This is a genomic window from Pedobacter sp., from assembly GCF_045627485.1.
In the GTDB taxonomy this organism is placed as follows: Bacteria; Bacteroidota; Bacteroidia; order Sphingobacteriales; family Sphingobacteriaceae; genus Pedobacter.
This window is the reverse complement of sequence record NZ_JAZQNU010000192.1, coordinates 1-25542: the sequence shown is the minus strand read 5'-3', so window position 1 is coordinate 25542 and position 25542 is coordinate 1. Positions and strand designations below refer to the sequence as shown.

Annotated in this window: 18 protein-coding genes; 9 read left to right on the top strand and 9 right to left on the bottom strand. The window is 42.4% G+C overall.

From position 1 onward, the window contains the following. The first annotated feature begins 35 nt into the window (after positions 1–35). The 4 genes from ACR2F3_RS14600 to ACR2F3_RS14585 all read left to right on the top strand — a co-directional run bounded on the left by ACR2F3_RS14600 (position 36) and on the right by ACR2F3_RS14585 (position 5337). Positions 36–632, top strand: coding sequence for a hypothetical protein (locus ACR2F3_RS14600; protein ID WP_432710717.1), 597 nt, complete (start codon positions 36–38; stop codon positions 630–632). A gap of 110 nt (positions 633–742) precedes the next feature. Next, positions 743–1105: a hypothetical protein gene (locus ACR2F3_RS14595; protein ID WP_432710716.1), complete on the top strand. Its 363-nt coding sequence runs from the start codon at positions 743–745 to the stop codon at positions 1103–1105. A 126-nt stretch (positions 1106–1231) separates the two neighbouring features. Next, complete coding sequence (gene dinB / locus ACR2F3_RS14590; protein WP_432710715.1) at positions 1232–2389, top strand: DNA polymerase IV; 1158 nt, start codon at positions 1232–1234, stop codon at positions 2387–2389. 5 nt (positions 2390–2394) lie between these two features. Beyond that, complete coding sequence (locus ACR2F3_RS14585) at positions 2395–5337, top strand: DNA polymerase III subunit alpha (protein ID WP_432710714.1); 2943 nt, start codon at positions 2395–2397, stop codon at positions 5335–5337. Between the two features lie 4 nt (positions 5338–5341). On the opposite strand, the gene ACR2F3_RS14580 is transcribed toward ACR2F3_RS14585, so the two are convergent. Beyond that, the gene (locus ACR2F3_RS14580; protein WP_432710713.1) at positions 5342–6478 is read right to left on the bottom strand and encodes a DUF3667 domain-containing protein; all 1137 of its coding nucleotides are present in this window, start codon (positions 6476–6478) and stop codon (positions 5342–5344) included. 233 nt (positions 6479–6711) lie between these two features. Here ACR2F3_RS14580 and ACR2F3_RS14575 point away from each other — a divergent pair, with 233 nt between their 5' ends. After that, positions 6712–7713 carry an NADP-dependent oxidoreductase gene (locus ACR2F3_RS14575; RefSeq protein WP_432710712.1) on the top strand — a complete coding sequence of 334 codons (1002 nt, stop codon included), beginning with the start codon at positions 6712–6714 and terminating at the stop codon, positions 7711–7713. Between the two features lie 121 nt (positions 7714–7834). Beyond that, a complete protein-coding gene (locus ACR2F3_RS14570; protein WP_432710711.1) occupies positions 7835–9058 on the top strand; it encodes an FG-GAP repeat domain-containing protein in 1224 nt (407 codons plus the stop codon). A gap of 12 nt (positions 9059–9070) precedes the next feature. On the opposite strand, the gene ACR2F3_RS14565 is transcribed toward ACR2F3_RS14570, so the two are convergent. After that, entirely contained in the window at positions 9071–10039 is a 969-nt protein-coding gene (locus tag ACR2F3_RS14565) for a helix-turn-helix domain-containing protein (protein ID WP_432710710.1), read from the bottom strand. A gap of 81 nt (positions 10040–10120) precedes the next feature. Between ACR2F3_RS14565 and ACR2F3_RS14560 the strand changes: the two genes are divergently transcribed. Both ACR2F3_RS14560 and ACR2F3_RS14555 read left to right on the top strand, forming a co-directional pair. Beyond that, entirely contained in the window at positions 10121–12547 is a 2427-nt protein-coding gene (locus ACR2F3_RS14560; protein ID WP_432710709.1) for a TonB-dependent receptor, read from the top strand. Between the two features lie 20 nt (positions 12548–12567). Further along, on the top strand, positions 12568–13947 hold the full coding sequence (locus ACR2F3_RS14555) for a hypothetical protein (RefSeq protein WP_432710708.1): 1380 nt from the start codon (positions 12568–12570) through the stop codon (positions 13945–13947). A 141-nt stretch (positions 13948–14088) separates the two neighbouring features. On the opposite strand, the gene ACR2F3_RS14550 is transcribed toward ACR2F3_RS14555, so the two are convergent. Continuing rightward, positions 14089–15057 (bottom strand): gluconolaconase, encoded by a 969-nt coding sequence (locus ACR2F3_RS14550; RefSeq protein WP_432710707.1) that lies wholly within the window; start codon positions 15055–15057, stop codon positions 14089–14091. A gap of 1 nt (position 15058) precedes the next feature. Further along, positions 15059–16270, bottom strand: coding sequence for a PQQ-dependent sugar dehydrogenase (locus tag ACR2F3_RS14545; protein WP_432710706.1), 1212 nt, complete (start codon positions 16268–16270; stop codon positions 15059–15061). Positions 16271–16521: 251 nt separating this feature from the next. Between ACR2F3_RS14545 and ACR2F3_RS14540 the strand changes: the two genes are divergently transcribed. Further along, entirely contained in the window at positions 16522–17541 is a 1020-nt protein-coding gene (locus tag ACR2F3_RS14540) for an SDR family oxidoreductase (protein WP_432710705.1), read from the top strand. Positions 17542–17715: 174 nt separating this feature from the next. Here ACR2F3_RS14540 and ACR2F3_RS14535 read toward each other — a convergent pair whose 3' ends face one another. The 5 genes from ACR2F3_RS14535 to ACR2F3_RS14515 form a co-directional block, all read right to left on the bottom strand. Further along, a complete protein-coding gene (locus tag ACR2F3_RS14535; protein WP_432710704.1) occupies positions 17716–18321 on the bottom strand; it encodes a PAS domain-containing protein in 606 nt (201 codons plus the stop codon). Positions 18322–18415: 94 nt separating this feature from the next. Continuing rightward, positions 18416–22996 carry an efflux RND transporter permease subunit gene (locus ACR2F3_RS14530; protein ID WP_432710703.1) on the bottom strand — a complete coding sequence of 1527 codons (4581 nt, stop codon included), beginning with the start codon at positions 22994–22996 and terminating at the stop codon, positions 18416–18418. A gap of 38 nt (positions 22997–23034) precedes the next feature. Then, positions 23035–24171 carry an efflux RND transporter periplasmic adaptor subunit gene (locus ACR2F3_RS14525; RefSeq protein WP_432710702.1) on the bottom strand — a complete coding sequence of 379 codons (1137 nt, stop codon included), beginning with the start codon at positions 24169–24171 and terminating at the stop codon, positions 23035–23037. Positions 24172–24315: 144 nt separating this feature from the next. Further along, positions 24316–24669, bottom strand: a complete 354-nt coding sequence (locus tag ACR2F3_RS14520) for a hypothetical protein (protein ID WP_432710701.1) — start codon at positions 24667–24669, stop codon at positions 24316–24318. 270 nt (positions 24670–24939) lie between these two features. Then, the coding region (locus tag ACR2F3_RS14515; RefSeq protein WP_432710700.1) for a phospholipase domain-containing protein at positions 24940–25542 on the bottom strand (603 nt) is incomplete at its 5' end.

Sequence of the window (25542 nt, the reverse complement as noted above, 5' to 3'; positions counted from 1 at the left end):
TTAAGTACATCTAATGATTAACTAACAGGAACATTATGAAAAAGATCTTTTTATCAACAGCAATATTAGCTATAGCTTTTACAATTAACACGAACGCGCAGACTTCTGGAACTGGTAAAACTGGCACTGTGACAACAGGTACCGGTACAACTGGAACGACCGGAGCAGGAACAATGGGTACAGGGACGACGGGAACAACGGGGACCATAGGAACTGGTACAACTGGAAATGGAACCATAGGAACAGGAACAACAGGTAACGGAACTATGGGAACGGGAACGACAGGAACGGGTACCATTGGAACAGGAACAACTGGCGTAGGAACAACCAACGGTACGGCGATCACACCTCCGACGGGTCCAGGCAGAACTGGAAATGATAAAGGAACGAAAAGACCTGGTATTAGAGGTGCGGGTACCACAAACAGCACGACTACTCGACCAGGCACAAACGGAACAGGAGCAATGGGTACCGGAACTACCGGCACAACTGGAACTGGCACAACTGGAACCGGAACAACGGGCACTACAAGAACTGGAAACGATGTAACTAATACTGCAGCCGGTTCCGGAACAACCAGCACTGGTACCACTAACACCACAGGCGCTGGGTCCACAGGTAATAAGCAATAGTTTCGACTAATAGTTGTATTATTAAATAGCGTTAAAGGCGGTGATGTAAATTTATTTTACTTCATCGCCCTTTTTATTTTGTCTTTGCTTAACTACCAATTGAAGCCAACATGAGAAAGCTTGTGATTACAGCTCAGGGTATTTATTACCTGATAACAGGGGCCTGGCCTATCTTACATATGGAAAGCTTCCTGGAGGTTACCGGCCCTAAAACGGATCTTTGGCTGGTCAGGATGGTCGGGTTGCTAACTATGGTGATCAGCATCGAACTGCTTGCCAGTGTGAGAAACGACCGGACGTCATATTGGCTCCCCTTTGGTGCCGCACTCAGTTATCTGATCATTGATAGCTACTACTCACTTAATGGCACAATCTCGCCAATCTATCTTGCTGATGCTGCGGTTGAAACGATATTCCTTATGCTGTTAATTATCAGCTGGAGAAGATCTGTGTCTGGTAAAGAGACACACTAAAAACGGCAGTATTCCTGTTATTATTTACTAACTATATTAGTTGCTGCAGATGTATTGTTAGTAATATGTTTATAAAATGCTAATATAATTAGCTTAAATTTGCGGTCGAAATCTAATTTATCAGGCATGTCGACAGAACAGCAAATTATACACATGGATCAGGATGCCTTTTTTGTTTCGGTGGAAGTAAAAAAAGATTCAGCCTTAAAGGGTAAGCCGGTGATCATCGGTGGAACCTCTGATCGTGGGGTAGTAGCCTCGTGCAGCTACGAGGCCAGAAAATTCGGTGTGCATTCTGCTATGTCCTCCCGGATGGCAAAAATGTTATGCCCACATGGGGTCTTCCTTAAAGGTAATATGGATGAATATTCAAAAGCATCGCATGAAATTACAGCCATTCTCCGCGAGCGCGTTCCTTTAATTGAGAAGGCAAGTATCGACGAGCACTATATTGACATGACGGGCATGGACCGTTTTCACAGTACTCATAAGTACGCGCAGGAATTAAAGGAGCTGGTATGGAAAGAAACTGGCCTGCCCATTTCATTCGGACTGTCGGTTAATAAAACTGTTTCCAAAATGGCTACTAATGAATGTAAGCCTAATGGCGCGCTTAACGTAGTACAAGCAGAGGTGCGTCCGTTCCTTAATCCACTTTCCATAAGAAAGATCCCCGGCCTTGGCGAAAAGACTTTTATTAAACTTAGCGACATGGGCATCAAAAAGATATTCACGTTGTCGCAAATCCACCCCGATCAGATGAACTTCCTGTTAGGGAAGTCTGGCTTATCCTTATTGCAGAAAGCGAAAGGCATTGACCACAGCCCCGTAATTCCTTATACGGAGCAAAAGTCCATCGGCACACAGTGTACCTTTCATTCCGACTCCATAGATATAGAAATGATTAATAACCTGTTGATTGCTCAGGTAATGGATGTGGCCTTCCAGTTAAGAGAGAAAAAAAAACTGGCTGCTTGCGTCACCATTACCATTCGTTACGCCAACTTCGAAACAGAGACCAAGCAAGCAACTATTCCGTATACGTCGCTCGACAGCGTGCTGATTGCTTCGGCAAAGGACCTGTTTAAAAAAATGTATAACCGCCGTATGTTGCTCCGGTTGGTGGGTGTTCGTTTATCTAACTTAGTTACTGGATTTGAGCAAATTGATCTTTACAGCGAGAGCCAGGAACAATATAGCCTGGTACAGGCCATGGATAAAATCCGCAGGCGCTTTGGACAGGATGCCGTGATCCGGGCATCGGTGATGGATATCAAATTATAGCCCTCATGTATTTGAATGTACATTCTCATTATAGCCTGCGTTATGGCACCATGTCTATTAAAACATTGGTAGAAGAAGCGCAAGCCCGTGGCATTACCCAGATGGTGATGACTGATATTAACAATTCTACCGGCATAATGGAATTTATGCGCGAATGCCGGGCTAACCGCATTAAACCGATTGGAGGTATTGAGTTTCGAAAAGATAAAAAGCTGCTTTATATTGGGATAGCCCGGAACAGGGAAGGGATGAAGGAATTGAACGACTTTCTGAGTTTGCATAACCTTGAGCAAAGGGAACTCCCTGATGAACCTTTTCCTTTTAAAAACGCTTACGTTGTTTATCCTTTTGGGCATAAAGCAACGCTTAAACCGAATGAATTTATTGGTGTACGTTTCGATGAGCTTCATCAGTTTTATCAAAAGGATCTGCAGGAACTGGAAACTAAGCTGCTGGTGCTGCAGCCTGTGTTTGTAGCCAGTAAAATAGGCTATCGACTGCATGAATATTTAAGGGGCATTGACTTGAACACCTTAATCACCATGGTGGAAATGGAAGACAAGTGCAAGGAGACCGATGTTTTCCTGAAACCCGGAGAATTAGAAACTAAGTTCGTTAAGTACGCTTTTATCCTCGACAACACCCGCAAATTGATGGATAGCTGTACCATGGATTACCCGGTGGGAAAGGTTAGTTTGAACCGGAAAACTTTTACGGGTAATCGAAAAGACGACAAAGCGCTATTGGAAAAGCTGGCGATGGAGGGTATGCGCTATCGCTATGGCAGTAAAAACCGGGAAGCTTTACAGCGGGTAAAAAAGGAACTGAAAGTGATTGACGAGCTTAACTTCTGCGCTTATTTCCTGATCACCAATGATATTATTCAATACTCCATGCGTCGGGGATATTACCATGTGGGCAGAGGCTCGGGTGCTAACAGTATGGTGGCTTTTTGCCTGCGTATTACGGATGTGGACCCGATTGAACTCGATTTATATTTTGAAAGGTTCCTGAATGCAGAACGTACCTCACCGCCGGATTTCGATATAGACTACAGCTGGGACGAGCGGGAGGATGTGCAGGATTACATTTTTAAGCGCTATGGGCGAGAGCATACCGCACTACTGGGTACCATGTCTACTTTTAAAGACCGGAGTATTATCCGGGAGATCGGTAAAGTGATGGGGCTCCCAAAATCGGAGATCGACGGTTTTTCAGATGCCAGCAAGGCCGTAGAAAACCGGGATAATAAAACCTTCAAAAAGATCATGACCATCTATGCGTTGATGAGCAACATGCCTAACCAGAGGAGCATTCATGCTGGCGGCGTGCTGATTTCCGAAGAACCAATTACCTATTATACCGCATTGGATTTGCCACCGAAAGGGATGCCCACCGTACAATGGGACATGTATGAGGCAGAATTGATTGGTTACGACAAGTACGATATTCTTTCTCAACGTGGGATCGGCCACATTAAAGAGGCTGTGAAACTGGTAGAACAGAACCAGCATAAAACAGTCGATATTCATCGTGTGCATAAATTCATGAAAGACGGGAATCTGAATAAACGTCTAAAGTCAGGCAACACCATTGGGTGCTTTTATATTGAATCGCCCGCCATGAGGCAGTTGCTAACCAAGTTAAGCTGTGATAATTATTTAACGTTGGTTGCCGCCAGCTCCATCATACGGCCAGGAGTGGCGCAGTCGGGCATGATGAAAACATTTATCCAGAATTTCCATCACCCGGATGTGGTTAAATATCTGCATCCGGTAATGGAAGAACTACTCAAGGAAACTTTCGGGGTTATGGTCTACCAAGAGGACGTCATTAAAGTCTGCATTCATTATGGTGGCATGAGCGGTACCGATGCCGATATCCTGAGAAGGGGCATGAGCGGCAAGTACCGCTCCAGGGTGGAATTTGATCGGCTGGTGGAAAAATTTCATGAAGGCGCTGCGGCTTTAAACCGGCCCGGCGACATTACAAAGGAGGTATGGCGCCAGGTATCAAGCTTCGCCGGATATAGCTTTTCCAAAGCCCATTCAGCAAGTTTTGCTGTGGAGAGTTACCAGAGTCTATACCTGAAAACTTATTACCCCATGGAGTTTATGGTTGGGGTTTTAAATAATTATGGAGGTTTCTATACACGCTGGCTTTATGTACATGAACTTCAAAAAGCAGGTGCAAAGGTGCATTTACCTTGTATCAATAAAAGCGAACCTGTGGTGTCAATCAGTGGCACCGATGCCTACTTGGGTTTTGTGGGCATACAGGGGCTGGAAAACAAACTGATGGAGCAGATTACAGAGGAGCGCAGGCAAATGGGGCCGTATCTTGATCTGGAGAATTTCCTGAGGCGTACGGAAATCAGATTGGAGCAAGCCGTTATTCTGATCCGCTGTGGGGCCCTGCGTTTCACCGGTAAAAGTAAAAAAGCCTTATTATGGGATGTGCATACGCTTTTAGGTAAACAGGCCAAGCCAGTTAACCATGCTGAATTATTTCATGTTTCGGCTAAACACTATGTATTGCCTGACCTGGAAAATACCAAATTGGAGGACGCTTATCATGAACTTGAATTGTTGGGTTTTCCCCTAAGTCTTTCGATGTTCGACCTGTTGAAAACAACCTACCGGGGCGACGTCCGTGCAAAGACGCTGAAATCCTGTGTGGGCCAGAGGGTACGCATGGTTGGCTTGTATGTCTGTGAGAAAACCGTTAACACAAAGAACAGCAAAAAGATGTGGTTCGGTACCTTCCTCGATGCAGACGGAGATTTCTTTGATACCACACATTTCCCTAATAACACGCCCGCATATCCTTTTCGGGGAATGGGCTGCTATTTAATTCTTGGAAAGGTCGTCGAAGATTTTGGCTTTCCAAGTATTGAGGTGCAAAAGTTTGCTAAGCTCGATATTGTCGATAACCCGGTAATGGTTTAAGTAACTACACGGCCACAAAATAAATTAAATTGATCATCACCATTTCGGTAAGTTTAAAGGCAACCCCAAATAAAATGAGGATTGTGAGAATCTTAGCGTAAGTTCTTCTTTTACTGCGTTGGTAAAAAATTATTAATGCCTTATACATATACCAAAGCATAAAGAAAAAGACTGCTAGTCCAATAATACTACTAAAAATCGATTCTTCGCCAAAGACATGGTGTATGAAGGGTTGTGTGAGAATTTCTATAATGAAGTACGCTGTCATTCCATGGATAGTGAAAATCAGGTGGTCGAGGTAATAGATGTGATTTCTTCTGAAATTGATCATAATAAACCAGGCTAATAAAGGCATCAGGAGAAAATACTGCTTGGGCCTGTTGCGTTCGAGTGTTTCCTGAATAACTTCAGATTTTTCACCAAGGGTGATGGCTCTTTTTTCAGCCATTCTTTCCATCCAATTGTCGCGTTCTGAAAGCGGTAATTTTTGTTGGCGTGCCAGGTAAGCAGCGTATGTGCTGTCATTTTTCTCGTCATGAATAACGCTAAATTTTGATATCAATGTTGCAAGAGAGTCTGAGGGGTTAACGCGATGCTGTTCCTTTAGCTGATTTAATTGTTTAGCCTGCTCCTGAAAACTTAGGGTGCCAAATTCCTTCCTGGTTAAAAGATCCCTGGCTACTTCTTTAGCCTTCTTAGTAACGGTTGAGCCCTCATTTTGCAGGTTTAAAGATTTTGAAATGTAGTCTAAGCTGTCAATTGCGGCATGCTCCTGTTCTTTTGTGTCAACGTTTTCTATGTTCACATGGCTCACTTCTTTATTCTTTTGCTCAGGAGAATAGACCACCAGAAAATAGACAATCGACACAAAAATATACATGCTTACCGGATTGATGTATCGCGCTCGTTTCCCCGAAAGGTAATCGAGGGTTACTTGTCCAGGATTACTTAACAATGGAACCAGAGTATGAAAAAATTTATTATCAAAGTGGAAATAATGCGCAATGCTATGACTTATAAAACCCCAGAAACTCTCCTTTAATTCTAAATTCTGTTGGCCGCAATTGCTGCAATAGTGCTTCTCTACATGTTCACCACAGTTTAAGCAATTGTGTTCTTTTCTATATTTTCCAGTTGACATACTTTATGAGCGATTTGAGCGTTCGTCTATTTCCTTTCGTAAAGATAGTCTTGTAAGTGTGCATTGCAAATCAATATTTCCAGTTTTTATGATTAAGATAAATGAGTCTATACTTCTTAGGAAACTTATGATTTCCGTAAACAATCAGCGCCGTGTTTAACATCCATCCCTTACTTCAGATTTTTTTCGTACTATAAGCTTTTATTAGTCTCATTACTAAGTGTATATAAAATATGAAAGCGTATCTTATAGATAAATATAGCAAAGAAAAGCCAATGCGACTTTCTAATGTTCCTACGCCGTCTCTAAAGGATAACGATCTATTGATCGAGGTGCACGCTGCAGGGTTAAACCCGTTGGACGCAAAGATAAAGTCAGGGGAATTGAAACTTTTATTGTCTTATAAAATGCCGTTAATCCTAGGGCATGATTTGGCGGGAATAGTGATTGAGATAGGGAAAAATGTAAGGAAATTCAAAGTAGGTGATGAGGTTTATTCACGTCCACCTGATCTGCACATTGGTACATTTGCTGAATTTATTGCAGTGAATGAAGAAGATGTGGCGCGAAAGCCAAAGAATCTATCCATGGAAGAAGCCGCATCGCTACCCTTGGTTGCCTTAACAGCATGGCAGGCATTAGTAGAAAAAGGGGCGGTTAGAAGAGATCACAAGGTGTTCATTCAGGCAGGCTCAGGAGGGGTTGGGACTATTGCAATACAGCTTGCCAAACATTTAGGTGCATATGTAGCAACCACCGCTGGAGCCAAAAGCTTCGATTTGGTTAAGGGGCTGGGCGCCGATGTTGTGGTAGACTATCGAAATGAGCGATTTGAGAAGCGGTTGTCTAATTATGATCTGGTATTAAACAGTCAGGACAAAAGCACGCTTGAAAAATCAATAACTATCCTCTCCCCGGGAGGAAAAGTAATATCTATTTCTGGACCCCCAACTCCTAAATTTGCGATATCGATGCATGCCCCATGGTTTCTAAGGTATATTATGTTTTTTATGAGCCTGGGAATTCGCAATAAAGCTAAGAAAGCAAAAGTGAGTTATTCTTTTCTGTTTATGCGAGCACAGGGAGAACAATTGAATGAGGTTACAAAATTGGTAGAATCAGGCTACATCAGACCTGTAATAGATAAGATTTTTAGCTTCAATGAATTTAATAAGGCGTTGGAATTTATGGAAAGCGGCCGAGCTAAGGGAAAGGTGGTCGTAAAAATTAAATGATTTGGTGATGTGTTCACACCTGGGCAATGTTATACTGCTGTAATAGCTATTGGAGCTGAACTTCATAAAAATGCCAAACTGATCGGCCACTCGGTTGTTGATCTACATAAAACCTTGTAATATGCTGCTATCGCTATCTGGAAAACTATATTTACCAACGCTGGTCCTGTTCTTAAGTGTCGCAGTCGTTTTTACGGCCTGTTCACAAAATGTGGAAACCAAATATTTCAAAGACGTTACCGCCACACATATGCCATTAGATGCTGAAGCTCATGCGTTGGATGTGGCATTGGCCGATGTAAACGGGGATGGGCATTTAGATGCAATATTAGCTTTGGAAGCACAGCCTAACCGCTTGTACTTAAATGATGGGACCGGCAAATTTAGCTGGAAAAAAGGGGCCTTCGTTGAAAAGAAACACGATACTGAACATGTGCGCCTGGCAGATTTTAATAAAGATGGATATATAGATGCGATTTTCGTTGCCGAAGACGACCATAATCATGAGTTCTATTTGGGCGACGGAAAGGGGAACTTTAAAGATGTAAGCGAACGCTTGCTTACAAAAAGTGAAGCGAATGGTCTTGATATCGGTGATGTTAACGGTGACGGCCTGGTCGATGTGCTCATCGGAAATTCAGGGTCCACCAAGCAAAACTTCTTATGGATTAATGATTCGGAAAATCCAGGATACTTTATTGATTATACCAAATCAGGGTTGCCAGCAGTACCAACAGAAACACAATCTATAAAGCTTGCAGATTTAAATGACGACGGTTATCTGGACTTAATTGCTGGAAATGAAGTTCCACCTAATCGCCTATTCTTTAATGATGGAAAAGGTCGTTTTACAGAACAGGCAGAAAAACTGGAACTAACTGTTCCCCTGCATACGCGTGAGGTGTTAACCTTCGACGTCAATGGTGACGGACACCCCGACATTTTGTTTACCAACTTAACAAGCAATGCGGGGGCTTTCGAAAAGGATCCTACTGCTCGTTTGTTGATTAACGATGGTACCGGGAATTTTAAAGACGAAACAGCGAAAAGAATGCCTAAGCAGGATTACTCCACTTATGCAGGCGCAATAATAGACTTCAATCATGATGGTTTTCCAGACATTATTTTAAGTGCCATTAAAATTCCGCCTTTCGAGGCAATGCAGGTTCAAGCCTTGCAAAACGATGGTAAAGGGAATTTTAAACAGGTAACGAATGAAGTAATCCCAACATCAACAGTGGGTAGAAGTTGGGGAATCGCCATTGGAGATGTCAACAATGATGGAAAGCTTGATCTTTTTATTGGCCAATGGGGAACACAGGCAAGATTGCTGTTAGGAAAATGAAATGCTTTAACCTCATAACAACCAGGTGTTCTCGCTGGCAACAGTAACGCCTTTTATTAACACAATTAAGGAGAGCTTGCCTGTCCTGATTTTGTTAGGCAAATAGCCAAAATGCTTTTTAAATGCACTGCTGAAATGAGTTGCATATTTATAACCCATTCTGGTTGCCACCTCAGCGATGGTCATATCCTCATTTATCAATAAGAATTTAGCCTGTTCCATTTTATACTGGTTCAGGTAACCATAAACAGTAGTGCCGAATGCGATTTTGAAATGACGCTTCAGGTTATATTCGTTGGTACCCACCATATGTGACAGGGTGCGGAGTGATAACTGCTCCTGCATGTTGCTCGTCAGGATTTCCCTGACTTCATACATTTTGTCAAGTTCATCTTTTTTAAGCTGATGCTTGGCATCGCTATTTCTAATCTGTTCAAATTGTGATACCTGCAGCACCAACAATTCCAACACCTTCGATTCAAGGAACAGTTTTTCGCAAAACCCCGTATGTGTAGAGTTTTTTAATGAATTTAAGATGCTAATGATTTCCGGTGTAATGTGTAGGTTCAAATTGGAAAATATACTGGCTTCATCCTGCGCAACTCCCTTTTTAATGTTTTGAAATCCTTCATGGTCACTTGGAAGGTACCGGCAAAAGAAAGAATAATCAATATTTATAAATATCATATCATGCACCTCATCATCGCAATGAAGTTTTAATTGGCGATGATCCAGCAATAAGTTATATTGCTGGTCTTCCAGTACCAATAATGGTTCTTCTGTATGTGGAAGTAGGTAGTTTAGAGTGCCTTTAAGAATAAAAACCATCTGTAAAGTCTGCTGCAGATTTTTTGGTGCTTGGGTTAATTCTTCAAAAGATTTGGCGTCATCGGAATACCTAATTGAAACTTCCCTTTTTAATTGGAATAAGTGATCATTAATTTCTCCCTTTAGCGTTAAATCTTCTCCCTTTATCGTCATGAATGGAATATATATTTGCAACGAAGTTATGTTTATTTAGACTCTTTCTAAAAGACATATATAAAAGTTACAAAACCATACATGAAACACGCTTTACTTTTTGTCATTATTCTGTTCGCACATTCTATCGTATCAGCCCAAACTGGTAACCTTTCCGGTAAAGTAATCAATCATCATGGAAAGGCAGTTGAGGGCGCAACTGTGCAAATAAAGTCATTAAATAAAGTGGTGCCCACTAACGAAAATGGATTTTATTCAATTAGAGACCTTTCGTTTGGAGAATATTTACTTGAGGTCAGGTCTATGGACGCTAAGCCATATGCTGTAAAAATCAATATCAATCAACCGGCCATATTTCACAACATAGTAATTGCCCCTGCGGGAAATAAGGATTTGAATGAAGTATCCGTTACTGGAAAAACGGAGAAAAAGAAGATAGAAACATCGGGCTTTGCAGTCAATGTTATTGAAACGAAAGAAGCATCTCTTCGAAACCTGCAGACTAATGAATTGCTGGATAGGACTGTTGGCGTTCGCGTACGCCAGAACGGAGGCCTTGGTTCAGCGGTAGAATATAACCTTAATGGGATGTCGGGTAGAGCCGTTGGCGTGTTTATCGATGGCATTGAGATATCTACTTATGGGTCGTCTTTCAATTTGAATAATATACCTCCAGCTATGATTGAGCGTATTGAGGTGTATAAAGGGGTATTGCCGGCGCACTTATCCGGTGATTTCATGGGTGGCGCAATCAATGTGATCTTGAAGAAAGACGTGTCTATGAACAACATTACAGCCTCGGTAGCCCATGGGTCTTTTAATACTTCTCAGGCTGATGCAAGTGGAATGTATCGAAATCCTGAAAATGGTTTCACGGCAAAGGCGTCAGGGTTTTATACCTATACTGATAATGATTACGAGATGTGGGGCAAGTTTTCAAAATTCGTGGAGTCCAATGGTGCTGTACAGCGTTATTACCGGGCTAAACGTTTTAATGATTCTTATAAATCCATAGGAGGAAGGTTTGAAGTCGGATTTACTAATGTGAAATGGGCAGATGCCTTTCTATTGGGATACAACCGCTCTACCACCGACAACGAGATTCCTCACGGGCAAGTAATGGCCAGGCCATATGTTGGCCGCACCAGCGAAGCAAAGGCCAGTATTTATAGTTTAAACTACAATAAAAAGAACCTTTTTACCAATGGTTTGGATCTGAGTGTCAATGGGGTATACAGTGACCGGGATACCTATTTACAGGATACTGTGGGTTATGTATATAACTGGGATGGCAACTACCGGTTAGATTTTAACAAAAAACCAATGTACAACCCTGGAAGAGGACAACAAGGTATTGATGTGATGACCAACATTAACAGAAAGATTACCACACTGCGTACTAATCTTGCCTATGATATTTTCTCTGGGCACCGACTGTCGGTAAACCATGTTTATTATATGGTAGACCGGGATGACGACAACCTTTTGGAGTCGGTATCAAATGGTACCCTTAAACAAGCAAGCGACCTTGTGAAAAATGTAACGGCATTCAACTACGAAGCACAATTGCTGGATAATAAACTAAAGACAAATGTATTCCTAAAATACTACCAGCAGACTGTAGGTAAAACCACTCACGCTGTAGCTGTGGCAAATGGCGCAAATAACCTGTTAACCACAAAAGAATCTGGTGAAGTAAGTGCTACTGGTTATGGTTTTGCCGGCTCATATGCCATAGTGCCAAATGTTATCCTTATTGGTTCTGCCGAGTTAGCGGTAAGAATGCCAGGTGACACGGAAATTTTGGGCGATCCAAATGAAAACATCGTTGCCAACTTCGGTATCAGGCCAGAAGCAAGTAGAAATTATAACCTTGGATTCAGGTTAGGCTCCTTTAATTTTGATAAACACAAATTTACACTGTCAGGTAATGCTTTCTCTAGAAATGTAAAAGACAGGATTGTGCGTCAGACCAATACACAGGCTTCTGATCAGGAACAGGAAACGGCTCCCTTTATGAATTTGGGCAAGTCGAAGGCCCAAGGCTTTGAAGGAGAATTAGGTTACAGCTACAACAACAGTTTAAATGTGTTGTTTACCTTCTCTAAATTCAATTCCATATTTGTGCAGGGCGACCAGTCAGTTACGGGTCAGCGTATGACGCAGTTTGAAGGTAAACAACTGCCTAACGAGCCTTTTTATACCATGAACGGTAATGTACAGTATCGCCTGGATAACATCATCCAGAAGAAATCTGTGCTGAACCTCTTTTACAACTTTGGTTATGTGGCTCCTTTCGGAACTGCCTTTTTTGCCTCTGAATGGTACACCACACCTAAACAGATTTCTCATGACCTTGGTACTAATTACAGGTTCCCAAATAAAAAGTTTGTAATCAGTCTCGATGCTAAAAATATCCTTAATGCAGAGGTTTACGACAATTTCGGCGTGCAGAAACCTGGGCGCGCTTTTTATCTCAAGTTAAATTATTCCATTAACAATTTTTAATCTTTAATACTAATCATCATATGAAAAAAGAACTATTAAAAACCATAATGTTAGGGGCAGCTGTTACCGTCCTGTCATTGTCTGCATGTAAAAAAGACACCGTAAACGGCGGAGACGAAATACCAGAGGCTGATCGTTGGATAACCGTTTCAGGTGCTATTGATGACCCAACTAACCCTACCATTGGTGATGGTGACGCAGGTACAATGGTATATAGCTTATCTGTAACTGATGCAAAGAATCCGAACATAAGTATAAATGTGTTTGATCAAGGTATGGCTGTTAAATCTCAGCGTACGGCTCGTTTACAGGCTTCTGCAGATGGAAAATTTTTGTATAATATCCAATACACCGGGGAAGATGGCGGAATTTTCAATAAATATAGCGTACATGGTGGTAATAATTTCAGAGCAGAAGGTGCCGAAGTGGAAACATCAGCCTATGTAAGTGCTTCTCCGCGCTGGGTAAAAGCGGTTGAAGGTGTTGGTATTGCGGTAAAAGCAGAAGCTAATCCTGTAACGTTCGCAGGTACCGCCCCAAATTTTGTATTTCAGGAAAGAACAACCTCAGTAGATGTGATTAGTTTAGACCTAAATAATCCGCAAATCACTAAAATTGCCGATTTTCAGTTAAAACTTACAGATGAAGAAACCGCTGCGGGATATTATATAAGCCGGATAGATGTTCCAGTTGTGAACAAGGCAGGTAATAAAGTGTTTATTGGTGCTGCAGTTTCTAAACACAATATCAGGACATTTACTCTCGGTACCGATGGTTTACCGGTATTTGCTGCGGATAACGCAAGTGATAAAAGTTGGGCTAAAACCTTGGTCTTAGATTATCCTTCGCTTGCAAATCCTAAGGTTCTTACATCAACAAAAACCAGGGGTAATACCAATGGCTATCGCAGTACCATGCAATATGTAGGTACTGACGGAAATGTGTACCAGGCTACCTCTGGCGAAAAGGTTGGTACCGGAGGTTCTAAAATATTGAGGTTGAGTTCATCAACTAACGAATATGATAACGATTACGTTTTTAGCCTGGATCAGGCTTTAAACTTAAGCAACACGTACATCGAAACCTGGAAATATGTTGGTGATGGTATCGGCTTCGTGGTGTACAGCATTGTAAACAATGCCGGAACACGTACTGGTGGTTATATTGCACGTATAGACTTAAACGCAAGAACAGCAACTAAGTATGCAATTCCTAACGAGGCTCAGTTGAGTTTTAACCAGATCCAGTCCATTTCGATGCATGGTGATGATGTTTTTATTGCTGTAGCACCGGTTGGCCAGGATGGTAACATTCATGTTTTTAATAAAAAAACAGGCGCAATGACTTTAGGTGCTAAGTTGAATAACAAACCAGGTAATCAATATATTGGCGTATATTAATCACGTTATTAAAACACATTCATTAAAAAGAGGTGCTGATAAAAATCAGCACCTCTTTTTGCTTTTTGGATTTATCCTTTTAGTTATTTAGAATGAATACCCACCGATGGATAAACCTTTTGCAATTGTTTTTTAGTCTTTCTATTTTGGCAATGGTTTAAATACAGCTTTTTGAATTGCGAAAGTTTTACTTGGTACGGCGTTGCTATCCAATAACTCATTAAACTTTGCATTCATAATCCAGGTTTCATTACGGAACTTGGTGGCAGTAGCAGGGTAGGTAAACCGGTCCGCAATCAGGGTAGTGGCAGAAAGTTTAGCACTTGCCCAGTTGTCTTCCGTTTCCAGCTGGAAAATTTTGTCATTACCACCGTTTACCACAATCGTCAGCTTATTTGGTGCATCCAGCAATAAACCATCGCCGCCTATAAAATACTGCTCTGTAGTAATTTTCTGAACATTTGCCGGATTGGCCAGGTCAACTTTGTAAAGCTGGCCGGTATTCGTATTGTCAACGATAAGGAATCCTCCAGGATGGTATACAATTCCATTTAGGCCAATACCGGCCGTTTCGAACAGTTTATCCTTTGCAAACACCGAAGGTTTGCCATCTGGTGTTACTTTGTAAATGGCGTGGGCGTAACTATCGGTAACATAAATATTTCCCTGCTCATCAAAAGTCATATCGTTTCCAAAATGTTTGCCGGGAATTAATCCAGATAAATCCAAATCAGTGAGTCGTTTGCCACTTTCAAGGTCAATGCTAATTAAGCGGATCATCTTGGTTCGTGTAGCAGGACTTGTGTACTTGCTATAATTAGCATCTCCAGCCAGTACAAAAAGCCGCTTACCGTCAGGATGTATCTTTAATCCATAGGTAGACTTTAAAGAGCTATCTCCGTGAAAAACGCTGTACTCGCCGTCGCGGGTAACGCTACCAATGGTGCCCAGGCGGGCAGAGGAAACGTAATAGTTATTGCGGATACTGTCGTAAGCAACACCTTCCGGATAACTATCAGGCGCTGAAAACTCGATTCTTTCTGTCGGTTTTATGGCAATGCAGCCTCCAAGACATATGATGCCTGTTATAATTATATGTTGTGTTTTCATCTTAATTCGTTTTTTTTATGGCGTAAATTACCCCGTTAGCATCATCTGACACATATACTACGCCGGTAGGATTAATAATAATACCCGCTGGACGTCCGAATCGTGCTTTCCTTTTAAACATCAGGAACCCAGGTTTTAAAAATCCAGTAAGGAAATCTTCAGCCTTAACTGGGGTACCATTTTTAAACCTGATGCGTTGAACTTTAAACCCCACGGGTTTACTACTGTTCCAGGACCCGTGCCAGGCCACTAAGCCGTCGCCGCTATATCCAGATGGGATGTTAGGTTCGTTTCTAAAAAACCGGAAAGCTATGGGTGCCATATGTGCCGGTAATTCAAGGGTAGAGGGCATCGTAGTTTTTACCCATTCTTCCTTAACATCACCCTGCGGATCTTCACGGCTTCTATCAACCTCCCTTTTTCCATAGGCAAAAGGGTACCCATAGTTTCCGCCTTTAACTATGTGATTCACTTCCTCCGGTGGCCAATGGTCACCTTTGGCATCTCCGCCATTGTCTATGCCCCAGAGTTCACCAGTAGCAGGATGAAAGTCAAAACCAATGGTGTTGCGTAAGCCGCTGGCAAAAATACTGCGCTCCCAGGTTTTCGGATCAACCTGCAGCATGGAGGCGGCTTCCTTGTCACTTTCTTTACAGTCGTTACATAGGGTCCCTACACTTATATATAACATGCCGTCCGGTCCAAATTCTATCGTACGGTTAGGGTGTTGTCCACCACTTGGCAAATCATCAATCAGCAGCTCCATTTCGCCTAGTTTTCCGTCAGCTAATACAGGATAGCGCCGCAGTTGGGTATTGTTGCATAAATACAGGTAGTTATCTTTCATGGTAATGCCATGCACGCCCTTAAATTCATACAGCACGGTAACCAGGTCTTCAAATTTATTGTCCCCGTCATTGTCTTTTAATAAAAGTACATCACCTGCATCCCGGCGTGTTACATATATCCCGCCATTTGGGGCATTGTACAGCATTCTCGGCCTACCCAACCCTGACGCGGCCACGCTGACCTCCCAACCCCGGGGTACTTTCAACAGCTTCACCATTTCGGGAAGGAAATCTAGATGTTGAGGATATTTGGTAATATGAATAGTCCTCGTTTTCTCTTTTGGCGGAAGACCACGCTGTGCAAAAACCGGTAACGAACACCATAACGTGAAGACCAGTAAATAGTAGAATTTCATGTTTTTCATAGCTAGGAGATTAATTTAGGTGGAAAACATAATTAACAGTGGCGTTAAATATTGTTAACACTGTAAAATAACCTATTAATATGATTATGGTTTTTGAAAAATTAAAGAAGTGTTTCAAGTATTTGAAAACAATATTTTTTAAACATTGTCTAATTTACAGCGTTGAATTTACGCTATTGTTAAGCTGTTTGCTCACAGGCGCAGGAAAGCAATAGGAGGGTAAATTAATTGATTAACTTAAAGAATCGACGATGGAAAATAAAAACGAATACCTGATGGGCGATGACCATAAAATTAACCGTCGCAAGGCCATTGGTGGCCTGGGAATAGGTATCGCCGCCATGACAGTGGGGCCGGTTTTCAATGTGGCAGCTGCTCCTCCTGCTGCCGCAGGATTGGAGGATCCCACGGCGAAGTATCCAAAACCGCCTTTCAATGAGCAAAAACAGCCTTGGCCGGGATTGGCAGGTAAAATGAACCCGCGCCCAGATCATGGAGAAACGAGTTACAAAGGTTCTGGTCGTTTAACTGGAAGAAAAGCCCTCATCACAGGTGGCGACTCTGGAATGGGTAGGGCAGCAGCAATTGCGTATGCAAGGGAAGGTGCAGATGTAGCCATCAATTACCTTCCTGACGAAGAGCCCGATGCAAAGGAAGTCATCGAGCTGATCAAAAAAGAAGGTCGTATTGCGGTTGCTATTCCAGGAGATTTGCGTGAAGAAGCTTTTTGTAAGCGCCTTGTTAATGAAGCGGTAAAAGGCTTGGGTGGATTAGATATCCTCGTTAACAATGCTGCAAGGCAGCAAACCCGGGAGTCCATTCTCGACCTTTCTGCCGAAGATTTTGATGCCACCATGAAAACCAATGTATATGCACCTTTCTGGTTAACCAAAGCTGCTTTGCCACACTTAAAACCGGGATCGGTAATCATTGCCACCACTTCGGTTCAAGCTACAGATCCTTCTGGAGAACTGTTTGACTATGCGCAAACAAAAGCTGCTAATACTGCATACGTGAGGTCGCTCGCCAAACAATTAGCGCCTAAAGGTATTCGTGTAAATGGAGTTGCACCGGGACCAATATGGACGCCTTTACAGGTGAGCGGTGGTGCCACGATGGAAAAACTTAAAAACTTTGGGGGTGATACGCCTTTCGGCCGACCAGGACAACCTGCAGAACTGGGATCTATCTATGTGCAATTAGCATCCAGTGATGCCAGTTATTCTACAGGTCAGGTTTATGGCGCTGCAGGAGGTTCGGGGCAGCCGTAAGTGTTTGCTATCCACTAATCCGGCACAAACGTTCTGTATTTCCTGGTGTTAATAGATCATTACAAAGTCTTATTCCATTGGGAAATACAAAACACTTTACCCTGATTATTCTGGTCTTGATTTTAGTGAAGCGGCCTCTGCAGCAATGTCAAAAGATTATTGCCGGTGGAAGATTTATAGTTTCGTTGCCATCTTACGGATAACCTGATCCAGTTCTTCGGCACTCTCTTTAATCATACTGACGATTTTAACCAGTTCAGGATTTACATCCATCGTATCCAAAAGCACCGAAAGACCCATAATATTGGCAAGGGGTTTTCTAATCACGTGCGACTGTATATAAGCGATTTGTTCTAAAGTGCCTTTTGTTTTTGTAAGAGATGCTTTAGTGTTTTTTAATTCGGAACTAGCCAGCATGTATTGAGTAATATCGTGCCCAATACAAAATACACCAGCGGGTTCGCCCTCGCTATTCCACATGGCTTTATATTCCCATTGTGTGATGACATAACCGCCTTTATTGTCAAATTTTCTAATGATTGCAGGAAAGATTTTATCTGGATTTGCGAACGCCTGGGCAGATACTGTTTTACAGATTTCCAGATCATCTTTGTGTATGGTTATCGAATAGTGTTTGCCAATCAGACTACCGTGTATACGTTCAAATATTTTTGAATACTGATTATTCAAATATGAATAGTTGCTGTTCATATCGACAGCAATTAAGTAATTGATGTTCGAGTTTTCTAACAGCTTTTTCGTCTCGTCGAAATTTTGCATACCTATGTTTTCCAGGACCTAAGGTATAAAATAATATTTATTTAGATACTCGTATACAAAAAAGGCCAGCTGTTATCAGCTGGCCTTACTTGTTTTATTTCCAACCGCCTCCTAAAGCTTTGTATAAGGAAATCTGGTTAAGTACTTCTTCTTTCTTCGCTTGCACTTCATTGATCTCTGCATCTAAAACATTTCTTTGAGTGGTCAGGATATCTAAATAGGTTACCCTTCCTGCCAGAAACAGGTCATTTGCAGCCTTTACAGACGCATTTAATGCAGTTACCTCATCGGAGATATGCATGCGCTTCTGCCTAATGAAAGTGTCAGATTTTACGGCATCCATCACTTCCTGGTATGCCTTTAATACTATCTTCTCATATTCCTGAAAGGCAATACCATAATGTGCAGCGTAACTATCATATTCTGCACGGATTCGGCCCTGGTTAAATATAGGCGCTGTAAGTCCACCCAGTAAACCATAAGCTACCGAGCTGGATGTGTTAAACAATTTACCCGTATCAAAAGCCTGCAAACCGAGGTATGGCGACAAAACTATTGATGGTAAAAATGCTGCTTTGGCTGCGCCCACATCTTTTTTAGAGGCAATAAGCATTAAACCCGCCTCCCTGATGTCTGGACGCGAAGCCAGTAACTGCATGGGTGTACCACTGGCCAAAGAATCAATGGAAACAAATTGTTCCAAGCCACGTTCACCACGTGGTATATGCGCGTTAAACTTACCGGTAAGAAAATTCAGGTGGTTTTCAAGGATGCTAATCTGTTGCAATACTTCCTGCTGTTTTGCTTTTGAATTAGATAATACCGCTTTAAATTGCTGCACGCCTAATTCGGTTGCTGCACCAGCCTGTTTCTGGATATCAATAATTCTCAGGCTTTTCTGCTGCAGCGCAATGTTCCGGTTTAAAATTTCCAATGCTTCATCTAAGGTTAGCAATTCGAAATAAGCGGATGCAATACTACTCACCAATTCAGTTTGAACCAGCTTCTGGCCTTCATAAGAGGCCAGGAAGCTATTTAATGCAGCCTGTTTTTTATTTTTCAATTTTCCCCACAAGTCTATTTCCCAGGAGGTTCTGAAACCCACAAAATAGTCTGGCAATGGTGTTGGCAGTCGCTCATCTTCCTTTAAATTGTCAGAAAAGTTGGTGTCATAATTACCAATGCCGTCCATGGTGTAAAAACCATATTTCCGCAAACCTGCTTCTACCGTTAAATCAAGATTCGGTAATGCCGCGCCCTTTCGAATCCTTAAATTGGCTTTGGCAACTTCAATTCGGTGTAGTGTTTGTTTCATGTCTGGATTATTCACCAGGGCTGAATCAATTAAGGTTACCAATTGTTTGTCCTTGAAAAATTCCTTCCAGGTTAACCTGGCCACACTATTGGTGTCCAGGTTTTCCTGAAAAGCGGCTGGCAAAGCACGTGATTTATAATTCGGCAATTCTTTTTTGCCCGAACATGCACTTAAAAATAGACTGAAACCAATTAATGTGATCACCACCAGCTCCACTGGAGTTTTCTTTTTCTTCAATGGTGTCGGTGCTGCTTTTTTCTTTTTCACCAAAGAAGAGAAAAGTACATAAAGGCCCGGAATCACAATTACACCGGCAATTGTACCGATCACCATTCCGCCTACAGCGGCTGTACCAATAGACCGGTTACCCAATGCACCAGCTCCGCTGGCCAACATGAGTGGAATCAAACCTGCAGCAAAAGCAAAGGAAGTCATTAATATAGGACGTAAACGGGCAACGGAACCTTCAATAGCAGCCTGTAAAAAGCCCATACCTTGTTGTTGTTTTAAAATAGCATATTCCACAATCAGGATGGCGTTTTTTGCCAGTAATCCAATAAGCATAACCAGTGCCACCTGTGCATAAATATTGTTTTCCAGACCAAAGACTTTTAGAAACAGAAAAGCACCAAATACACCGGCTGGCAAGGAAAGTAAAACCGGCAACGGAAGCAGAAAACTTTCATATTGGGCAGCCAGAATCATGTAAACAAAGACTAAGCACAGGGCGAAAACATAGATCGCCTGGTTTCCCGATAGGATCTGCTCACGGGTCATGCCCGACCATTCAATTTCGTAACCTTGTGGTAATTTCTCCGCTACTTTTTCTATGGCTGCAATGGCTTGGCCACTGCTATAACCTGCAGCTGCTTCCCCGTTTAACATGGCCGATGAGTACATGTTATAGCGTGTTATTTGCTCCGGACCGTAAACGCGTTCCATCGTAATGAACGATGAAAAAGGCAGCATCTCTTCTTTATCGTTTTTGATGAAGAGTTTTAACACATCCTCTGGTTTTTCCCTGTAATTTGGTCCTGCCTGTACCATCACTTTATACATTTGTCCGTAACGGATAAAGTTGGTGGCATAGTAACTTCCCATCAGGGTTTGCAGTGTATTCATGGCGTTTTCTACACTGATACCTTTTTTTGCTGCCTGGTCGTAGTCTACCCTGATCAGGTATTGTGGAAAGCTTACATCAAAGGAACTGGTCACATTTTCGATCTCCGGCGTTTCCTTTAGGTCGGCCATAAATTGTTTCAGGATAACATCTGTTTTGTTCAGGTCATCCACACCGGTTTTATCTAATATCCGCATTTCTACACCCGAGGCGTTACCGAAGCCCGGAACTGTTGGTGGTGGGAAAAATTCAATCTCGGCATCCATAATATGTGCGGTTGCTTTTCTGAGCTCTGCTATTACATCGGTTACGGATTCTTTACGATCTCCCCAGCTCACCAGGTTGATCATGCCCATGCCGTAGGAGGCACCCGAAACTTCGTTTACCAAGCTATAGCCCGCAAGGGTAGATACCGTTTCTACCGCACTCATTTTCCTGCTAATGGCGTCAATCTCGCCCAATACGGCCTCTGTACGGTCAACGGTAGCACCTGGTGGCGTGTTTACATTCACATAAATCATTCCCTGATCTTCTGTAGGAATAAATCCACCGGGTAAGATACTACCCATTCCCCAAGTGGCGAGGAAAAAACCGATTAATAAGCCAAAAGTCAATATCCTTCTTCCTGCAATGCGTCCAATCAGGTTTTTATAACCTGTAGCAGTTTTATTATAACCAATGTTAAAACGTTTAAAAAATTTACCTATCAGGCCTTTTGCTGGCGGCTGGTCATGCGGAGAACGTAAGATCAAGGCACACAAAGCAGGGGTAAGGGTTAAGGCATTGATCCCCGAAATTACAATGGCCGAGGCCAGTGTTAACGAGAACTGTCTGTAAAAAATACCCACCGGACCAGATAAAAAGGCTACAGGTACAAACACCGCCGACATCACAAGGGTGATGGCCACCACTGGTTTTCCTACTTCTTTCATCGCGGCCAATGTGGCCTCCATAGGCTGAAGGTGTTCTTCTTCCATCTTTGCATACACAGCTTCCACCACTACAATGGCGTTATCCACCACAATACCGATGGCCAGCACTAAGGCAAAGAGCGTCAGTAAGTTGATTGAAAAACCCAGCATCTGCATAAAAAACAATGCCCCGATTAAACATACCGGCACGGCCAGTGCAGGAATCAAAGTGGAGCGGAAATCCTGTAAAAAGATGTATACCACAATAAATACCAGGATAAAAGCTTCTAATAAAGTGATTAACACACTGGAAATAGAGGCATCCAAAAATCTCGATACATCGTATCCCATGGTGTATTTCATGCCCGGAGGAAATGAACTTTCCTGCAAGTCGGCCATGCGTTCTTTCACATTTTTAATAACTTCTTGGGCATTCGAACCTGGTAACTGTTTTAGCATGATGGAAGCAGAAGGCCTGCCATCGGTTTCCGAAACCATTTCATAGTCAAGCGATCCAAATTCAACGTCAGCAACATCCTTGATCCTGATGATAGATCCATCGGCATTTGCCCTGATCGGGATGTTTTTGTATTCTTCTGCTTCCGTAAACTTACCCGGGTAACGCAACACATACTGTTGCATATTGATCGATTTATCTGATCCAATACCCGTTTGTCCGGGTGCTGCTTCCACATTTTGTTTTCTTAGGGCGGCCACCACATCATCACTTGAAATCTGGTAGGCGGCAAGGCGGTCCGGTTTCAGCCAAACGCGCATGGCATAGTCCCTTAGGCCCATAATCTGCGCAAATCCAACACCTTCGATCCGTTTAAGTTCTTTTAGAATGTTGATGTCAGTAAAGTTATAAATAAAGCGTTCATCAGCGGTTTGATCATCACTGTACACATTCAGGTACATCAACATGCTGTTTACTTCTTTTTCGGTTGTTACCCCGGCTTTAATTACTTCTTCCGGCAGTTCATCCAGTACGGTAGTTACCCGGTTTTGAACATTTACGGCGGCAATATCGGGGTCAGTGCCTACCTTAAAAAACACTTGGATCAGCGTGGTTCCGTTATTGGTAGAAACCGAGCTCATATAGGTCATGCCGGCCACACCGTTAATGGCTCTTTCTAAAGGAATGGCAACGGCGTTTGTACTTACTTCTGCATTAGCGCCTGTATAATTGGCGGTGACCACCACAGAGGGGGGCACAATATCTGGGAATTGGGTTATCGGCAGCGTAAACAAAGCCAATAAGCCCAAAAGGGTAATAAAAAGCGATATGATCAGTGATAACACTGGTCGTTTTATAAAGGTTTCGAACATGATTTTACGGAGTTTTTAAAAAGGAAATGATAAGGGTTCTAATTTTTAGCTATCATGGTGCTAAGCGGCATCTTCATGGTTTGCGGAGCTACTTTTAAGCCATCGCGCAAACTCTGATTGCCTTCAAAAACCACTTTATCATCTACCGTAAGTCCATCAACCACGGTGTAGAAATGGCCTACCCGTTGTCCGGCTTTGAATGCGGTCATTTTTATGGTATTATCCTCTTGTAAAACATATACATAGGTACGGTCCTGAATTTCAAATACCGATTTCTGGTGTACTGCCAGCAATTCGCCGGTTTCGGTAGGCACACTGATCTTGCCTGAAGCACCATGTTTTAATACGCCATTTGGATTTGGGAAACGTGCTTTCAAAGATAGTGAGCCTGTATTTTGCGCAAATTCACTTTCAGCAAATTCGGCGTTTCCTTCATGAGGATAAATTTCTCCATTAGCAAGGGTGAGTTTTACCTGTTTTTTAAAGGCGTTTTTACGATAAGCAGGGTCGCTTACGATGTTGAGGTACTCTTTCTCAGAGATCCCAAAATAAACATTTACTGCACTTAAGTCTGATACAGAAGTCAGCAATGCACCTTCTTCTAATAAACTGCCTGCTTTTAAAGGGATTCTGTCGATTCGACCGGAAAAGGGTGCCCGAATCAGAGTGTTGGATAACCTTGTTTTGGCATGCTGCAATACAGACCTGGCCTCTGCTACACGGGAGTCGGCAGCGTTTAATTTAGCCGAAGCAAGGTCCATGTCGGTTTTAGAAACAATGTTGCTGTCTACTAACATTTTCGTTCTTGCTTTTTCCAGCTTTACGGTTTTGGCATCAGCAATGGCATTATTTAGTGCAGCTTGAGCTTTAGCATATTCTGCCCTGTATTCTTCATCATTAATTTTAAATAAAATCTGTCCTGCCTGTACAGCGGCGCCTTCTTCCACATAGATCTTTTCAAGAAAACCTGATAACCTGGATCTGACTTCCACATTTTTGACTGCCTGTATATCGGCAATGTATTCATTGTAAATTACGGTATCCAGTTTGGCTACAGCGGTTACGGGGACTGTCCTAACGGCAGTTTTATCAGTGTTTTTTTTGTTCTCAGTGGTACAGCCCACACATGCAGCGGCAATAAAAAATAGGGAATAAGTTAAGTAGTTAACTTTCATGATAATTTTAGATTTATAAAAATATAGAGAATGTTCAATTGCAACCTTTTTGCGTCAGTGCATCATAGACAGACAAACAGCAAAAGCTACCGCTAAGCGTTTTTTAGGCGCAGCGGAAAAAGAATAGGAAATGGGAAATTGGATCTAAAATGGTTTAAACCTAAAGAGAAAGGAATAATAACCGGGCAGGCAAAAGCTTTTTGCTTTGTAAAACGGATGATCTATGCTACTGGGAAGCAGCTGCCGTGAAAATAGAAAACAAATAAGAATTACCGTTGCTGCATGCACATGATTACCTGCTTTAAAAAGACGATAATCTTCATGGGGTATCTCCGGGTCCTCAGTTATGCCCTTAGGGATTTCGAGTAAGTCGTCCACAAAATATTCAACCAGGGAATCACCACCTAACACCGTACTTTTATGGACTGTTGTTGAATCAGCTTCATAAACGATAATGTTGAGGTATGCAAACAGCCCTAAGAAATGGAACAATTTCATGAACATACGGCAACAAAATTATAATTCTGTTTAACCTTTTGACAGGGTGTATTTCTTTGTGACAATATTATGATGTATCATTCTTGTGTAGTTTGGGTTAGCGCCCTGAAAGGTTGCAGACAAGAGCGGGCCCGAGACGCATCAGACACACCTTTAGCACGGATATCATACGGGGTTTCCCGTACGATATCCGTATTTAATCCGTACCAGTGCCGCCGAATCCCCGGACTAACCTGCAACCTGACTGCAATCTCAGGAGAAGGAAACTGTTTATTCAGATATACGATTACGGCCCATTAGTGGGTCTGATATGCTGTTTTTCCCGGTTTCTATCCTGCCCGCGTACCGCTGACTAAAATTTGAATTACCAGTTATGCTAATGGTAAAGTCATACCAGCCATATGATTTAGTGGGATCCAAAATATAGCTAAATGATTTTCCGCCTTTAAGTGTGATGGTTTTAGGACGTAGTCCATAAGCGTTGTCGGTAATGGTAATGGTTTGATCCTGGGTAGAAAGGGTAGTAATCTGGATGTTACCTGTAGCCTTTTTCTGACTTAACATTTCTGCTGTTACCTTAACCTCTAAAGCGGCAGCATCTTTTGAACCCCTGAAGGACCTGAAAAAGCCATTAGCACCGTAACACTGCAGTTCGTAATGATCAGTCAGGAAATCGTTAATTGACCATTGGTAATCGATCTGGTCTCCGGGAAGCACACAAAAATTCCATTGATTCATTTCTACCTGCTCACTTTGACTGCCTTTTTGCAGATTAAATATCCCGGAAGCATAAACCTGAAAGGTGCCTGCAGCACTTTTGTTTCCAAATAGCGACTTCCCCGCGCTAAACTGCAGTTCCAGATGCCCATCCTT

Coding starts and splice junctions, on each gene's coding strand:
- dinB (WP_432710715.1), top strand. CDS start 1,232: ATGTCGACAGAACAGCAAATTATACACATGGATCAGGATGCCTTTTTT.
- ACR2F3_RS14530 (WP_432710703.1), bottom strand. CDS start 22,996: ATGTTCGAAACCTTTATAAAACGACCAGTGTTATCACTGATCATATCG.
- ACR2F3_RS14565 (WP_432710710.1), bottom strand. CDS start 10,039: ATGACGATAAAGGGAGAAGATTTAACGCTAAAGGGAGAAATTAATGAT.
- ACR2F3_RS14545 (WP_432710706.1), bottom strand. CDS start 16,270: ATGAAAAACATGAAATTCTACTATTTACTGGTCTTCACGTTATGGTGT.
- ACR2F3_RS14525 (WP_432710702.1), bottom strand. CDS start 24,171: ATGAAAGTTAACTACTTAACTTATTCCCTATTTTTTATTGCCGCTGCA.
- ACR2F3_RS14550 (WP_432710707.1), bottom strand. CDS start 15,057: ATGAAAACACAACATATAATTATAACAGGCATCATATGTCTTGGAGGC.
- ACR2F3_RS14580 (WP_432710713.1), bottom strand. CDS start 6,478: ATGTCAACTGGAAAATATAGAAAAGAACACAATTGCTTAAACTGTGGT.
- ACR2F3_RS14600 (WP_432710717.1), top strand. CDS start 36: ATGAAAAAGATCTTTTTATCAACAGCAATATTAGCTATAGCTTTTACA.
- ACR2F3_RS14570 (WP_432710711.1), top strand. CDS start 7,835: ATGCTGCTATCGCTATCTGGAAAACTATATTTACCAACGCTGGTCCTG.
- ACR2F3_RS14540 (WP_432710705.1), top strand. CDS start 16,522: ATGGAAAATAAAAACGAATACCTGATGGGCGATGACCATAAAATTAAC.
- ACR2F3_RS14560 (WP_432710709.1), top strand. CDS start 10,121: ATGAAACACGCTTTACTTTTTGTCATTATTCTGTTCGCACATTCTATC.
- ACR2F3_RS14585 (WP_432710714.1), top strand. CDS start 2,395: ATGTATTTGAATGTACATTCTCATTATAGCCTGCGTTATGGCACCATG.
- ACR2F3_RS14535 (WP_432710704.1), bottom strand. CDS start 18,321: ATGCAAAATTTCGACGAGACGAAAAAGCTGTTAGAAAACTCGAACATC.
- ACR2F3_RS14595 (WP_432710716.1), top strand. CDS start 743: ATGAGAAAGCTTGTGATTACAGCTCAGGGTATTTATTACCTGATAACA.
- ACR2F3_RS14555 (WP_432710708.1), top strand. CDS start 12,568: ATGAAAAAAGAACTATTAAAAACCATAATGTTAGGGGCAGCTGTTACC.
- ACR2F3_RS14575 (WP_432710712.1), top strand. CDS start 6,712: ATGAAAGCGTATCTTATAGATAAATATAGCAAAGAAAAGCCAATGCGA.
- ACR2F3_RS14520 (WP_432710701.1), bottom strand. CDS start 24,669: ATGAAATTGTTCCATTTCTTAGGGCTGTTTGCATACCTCAACATTATC.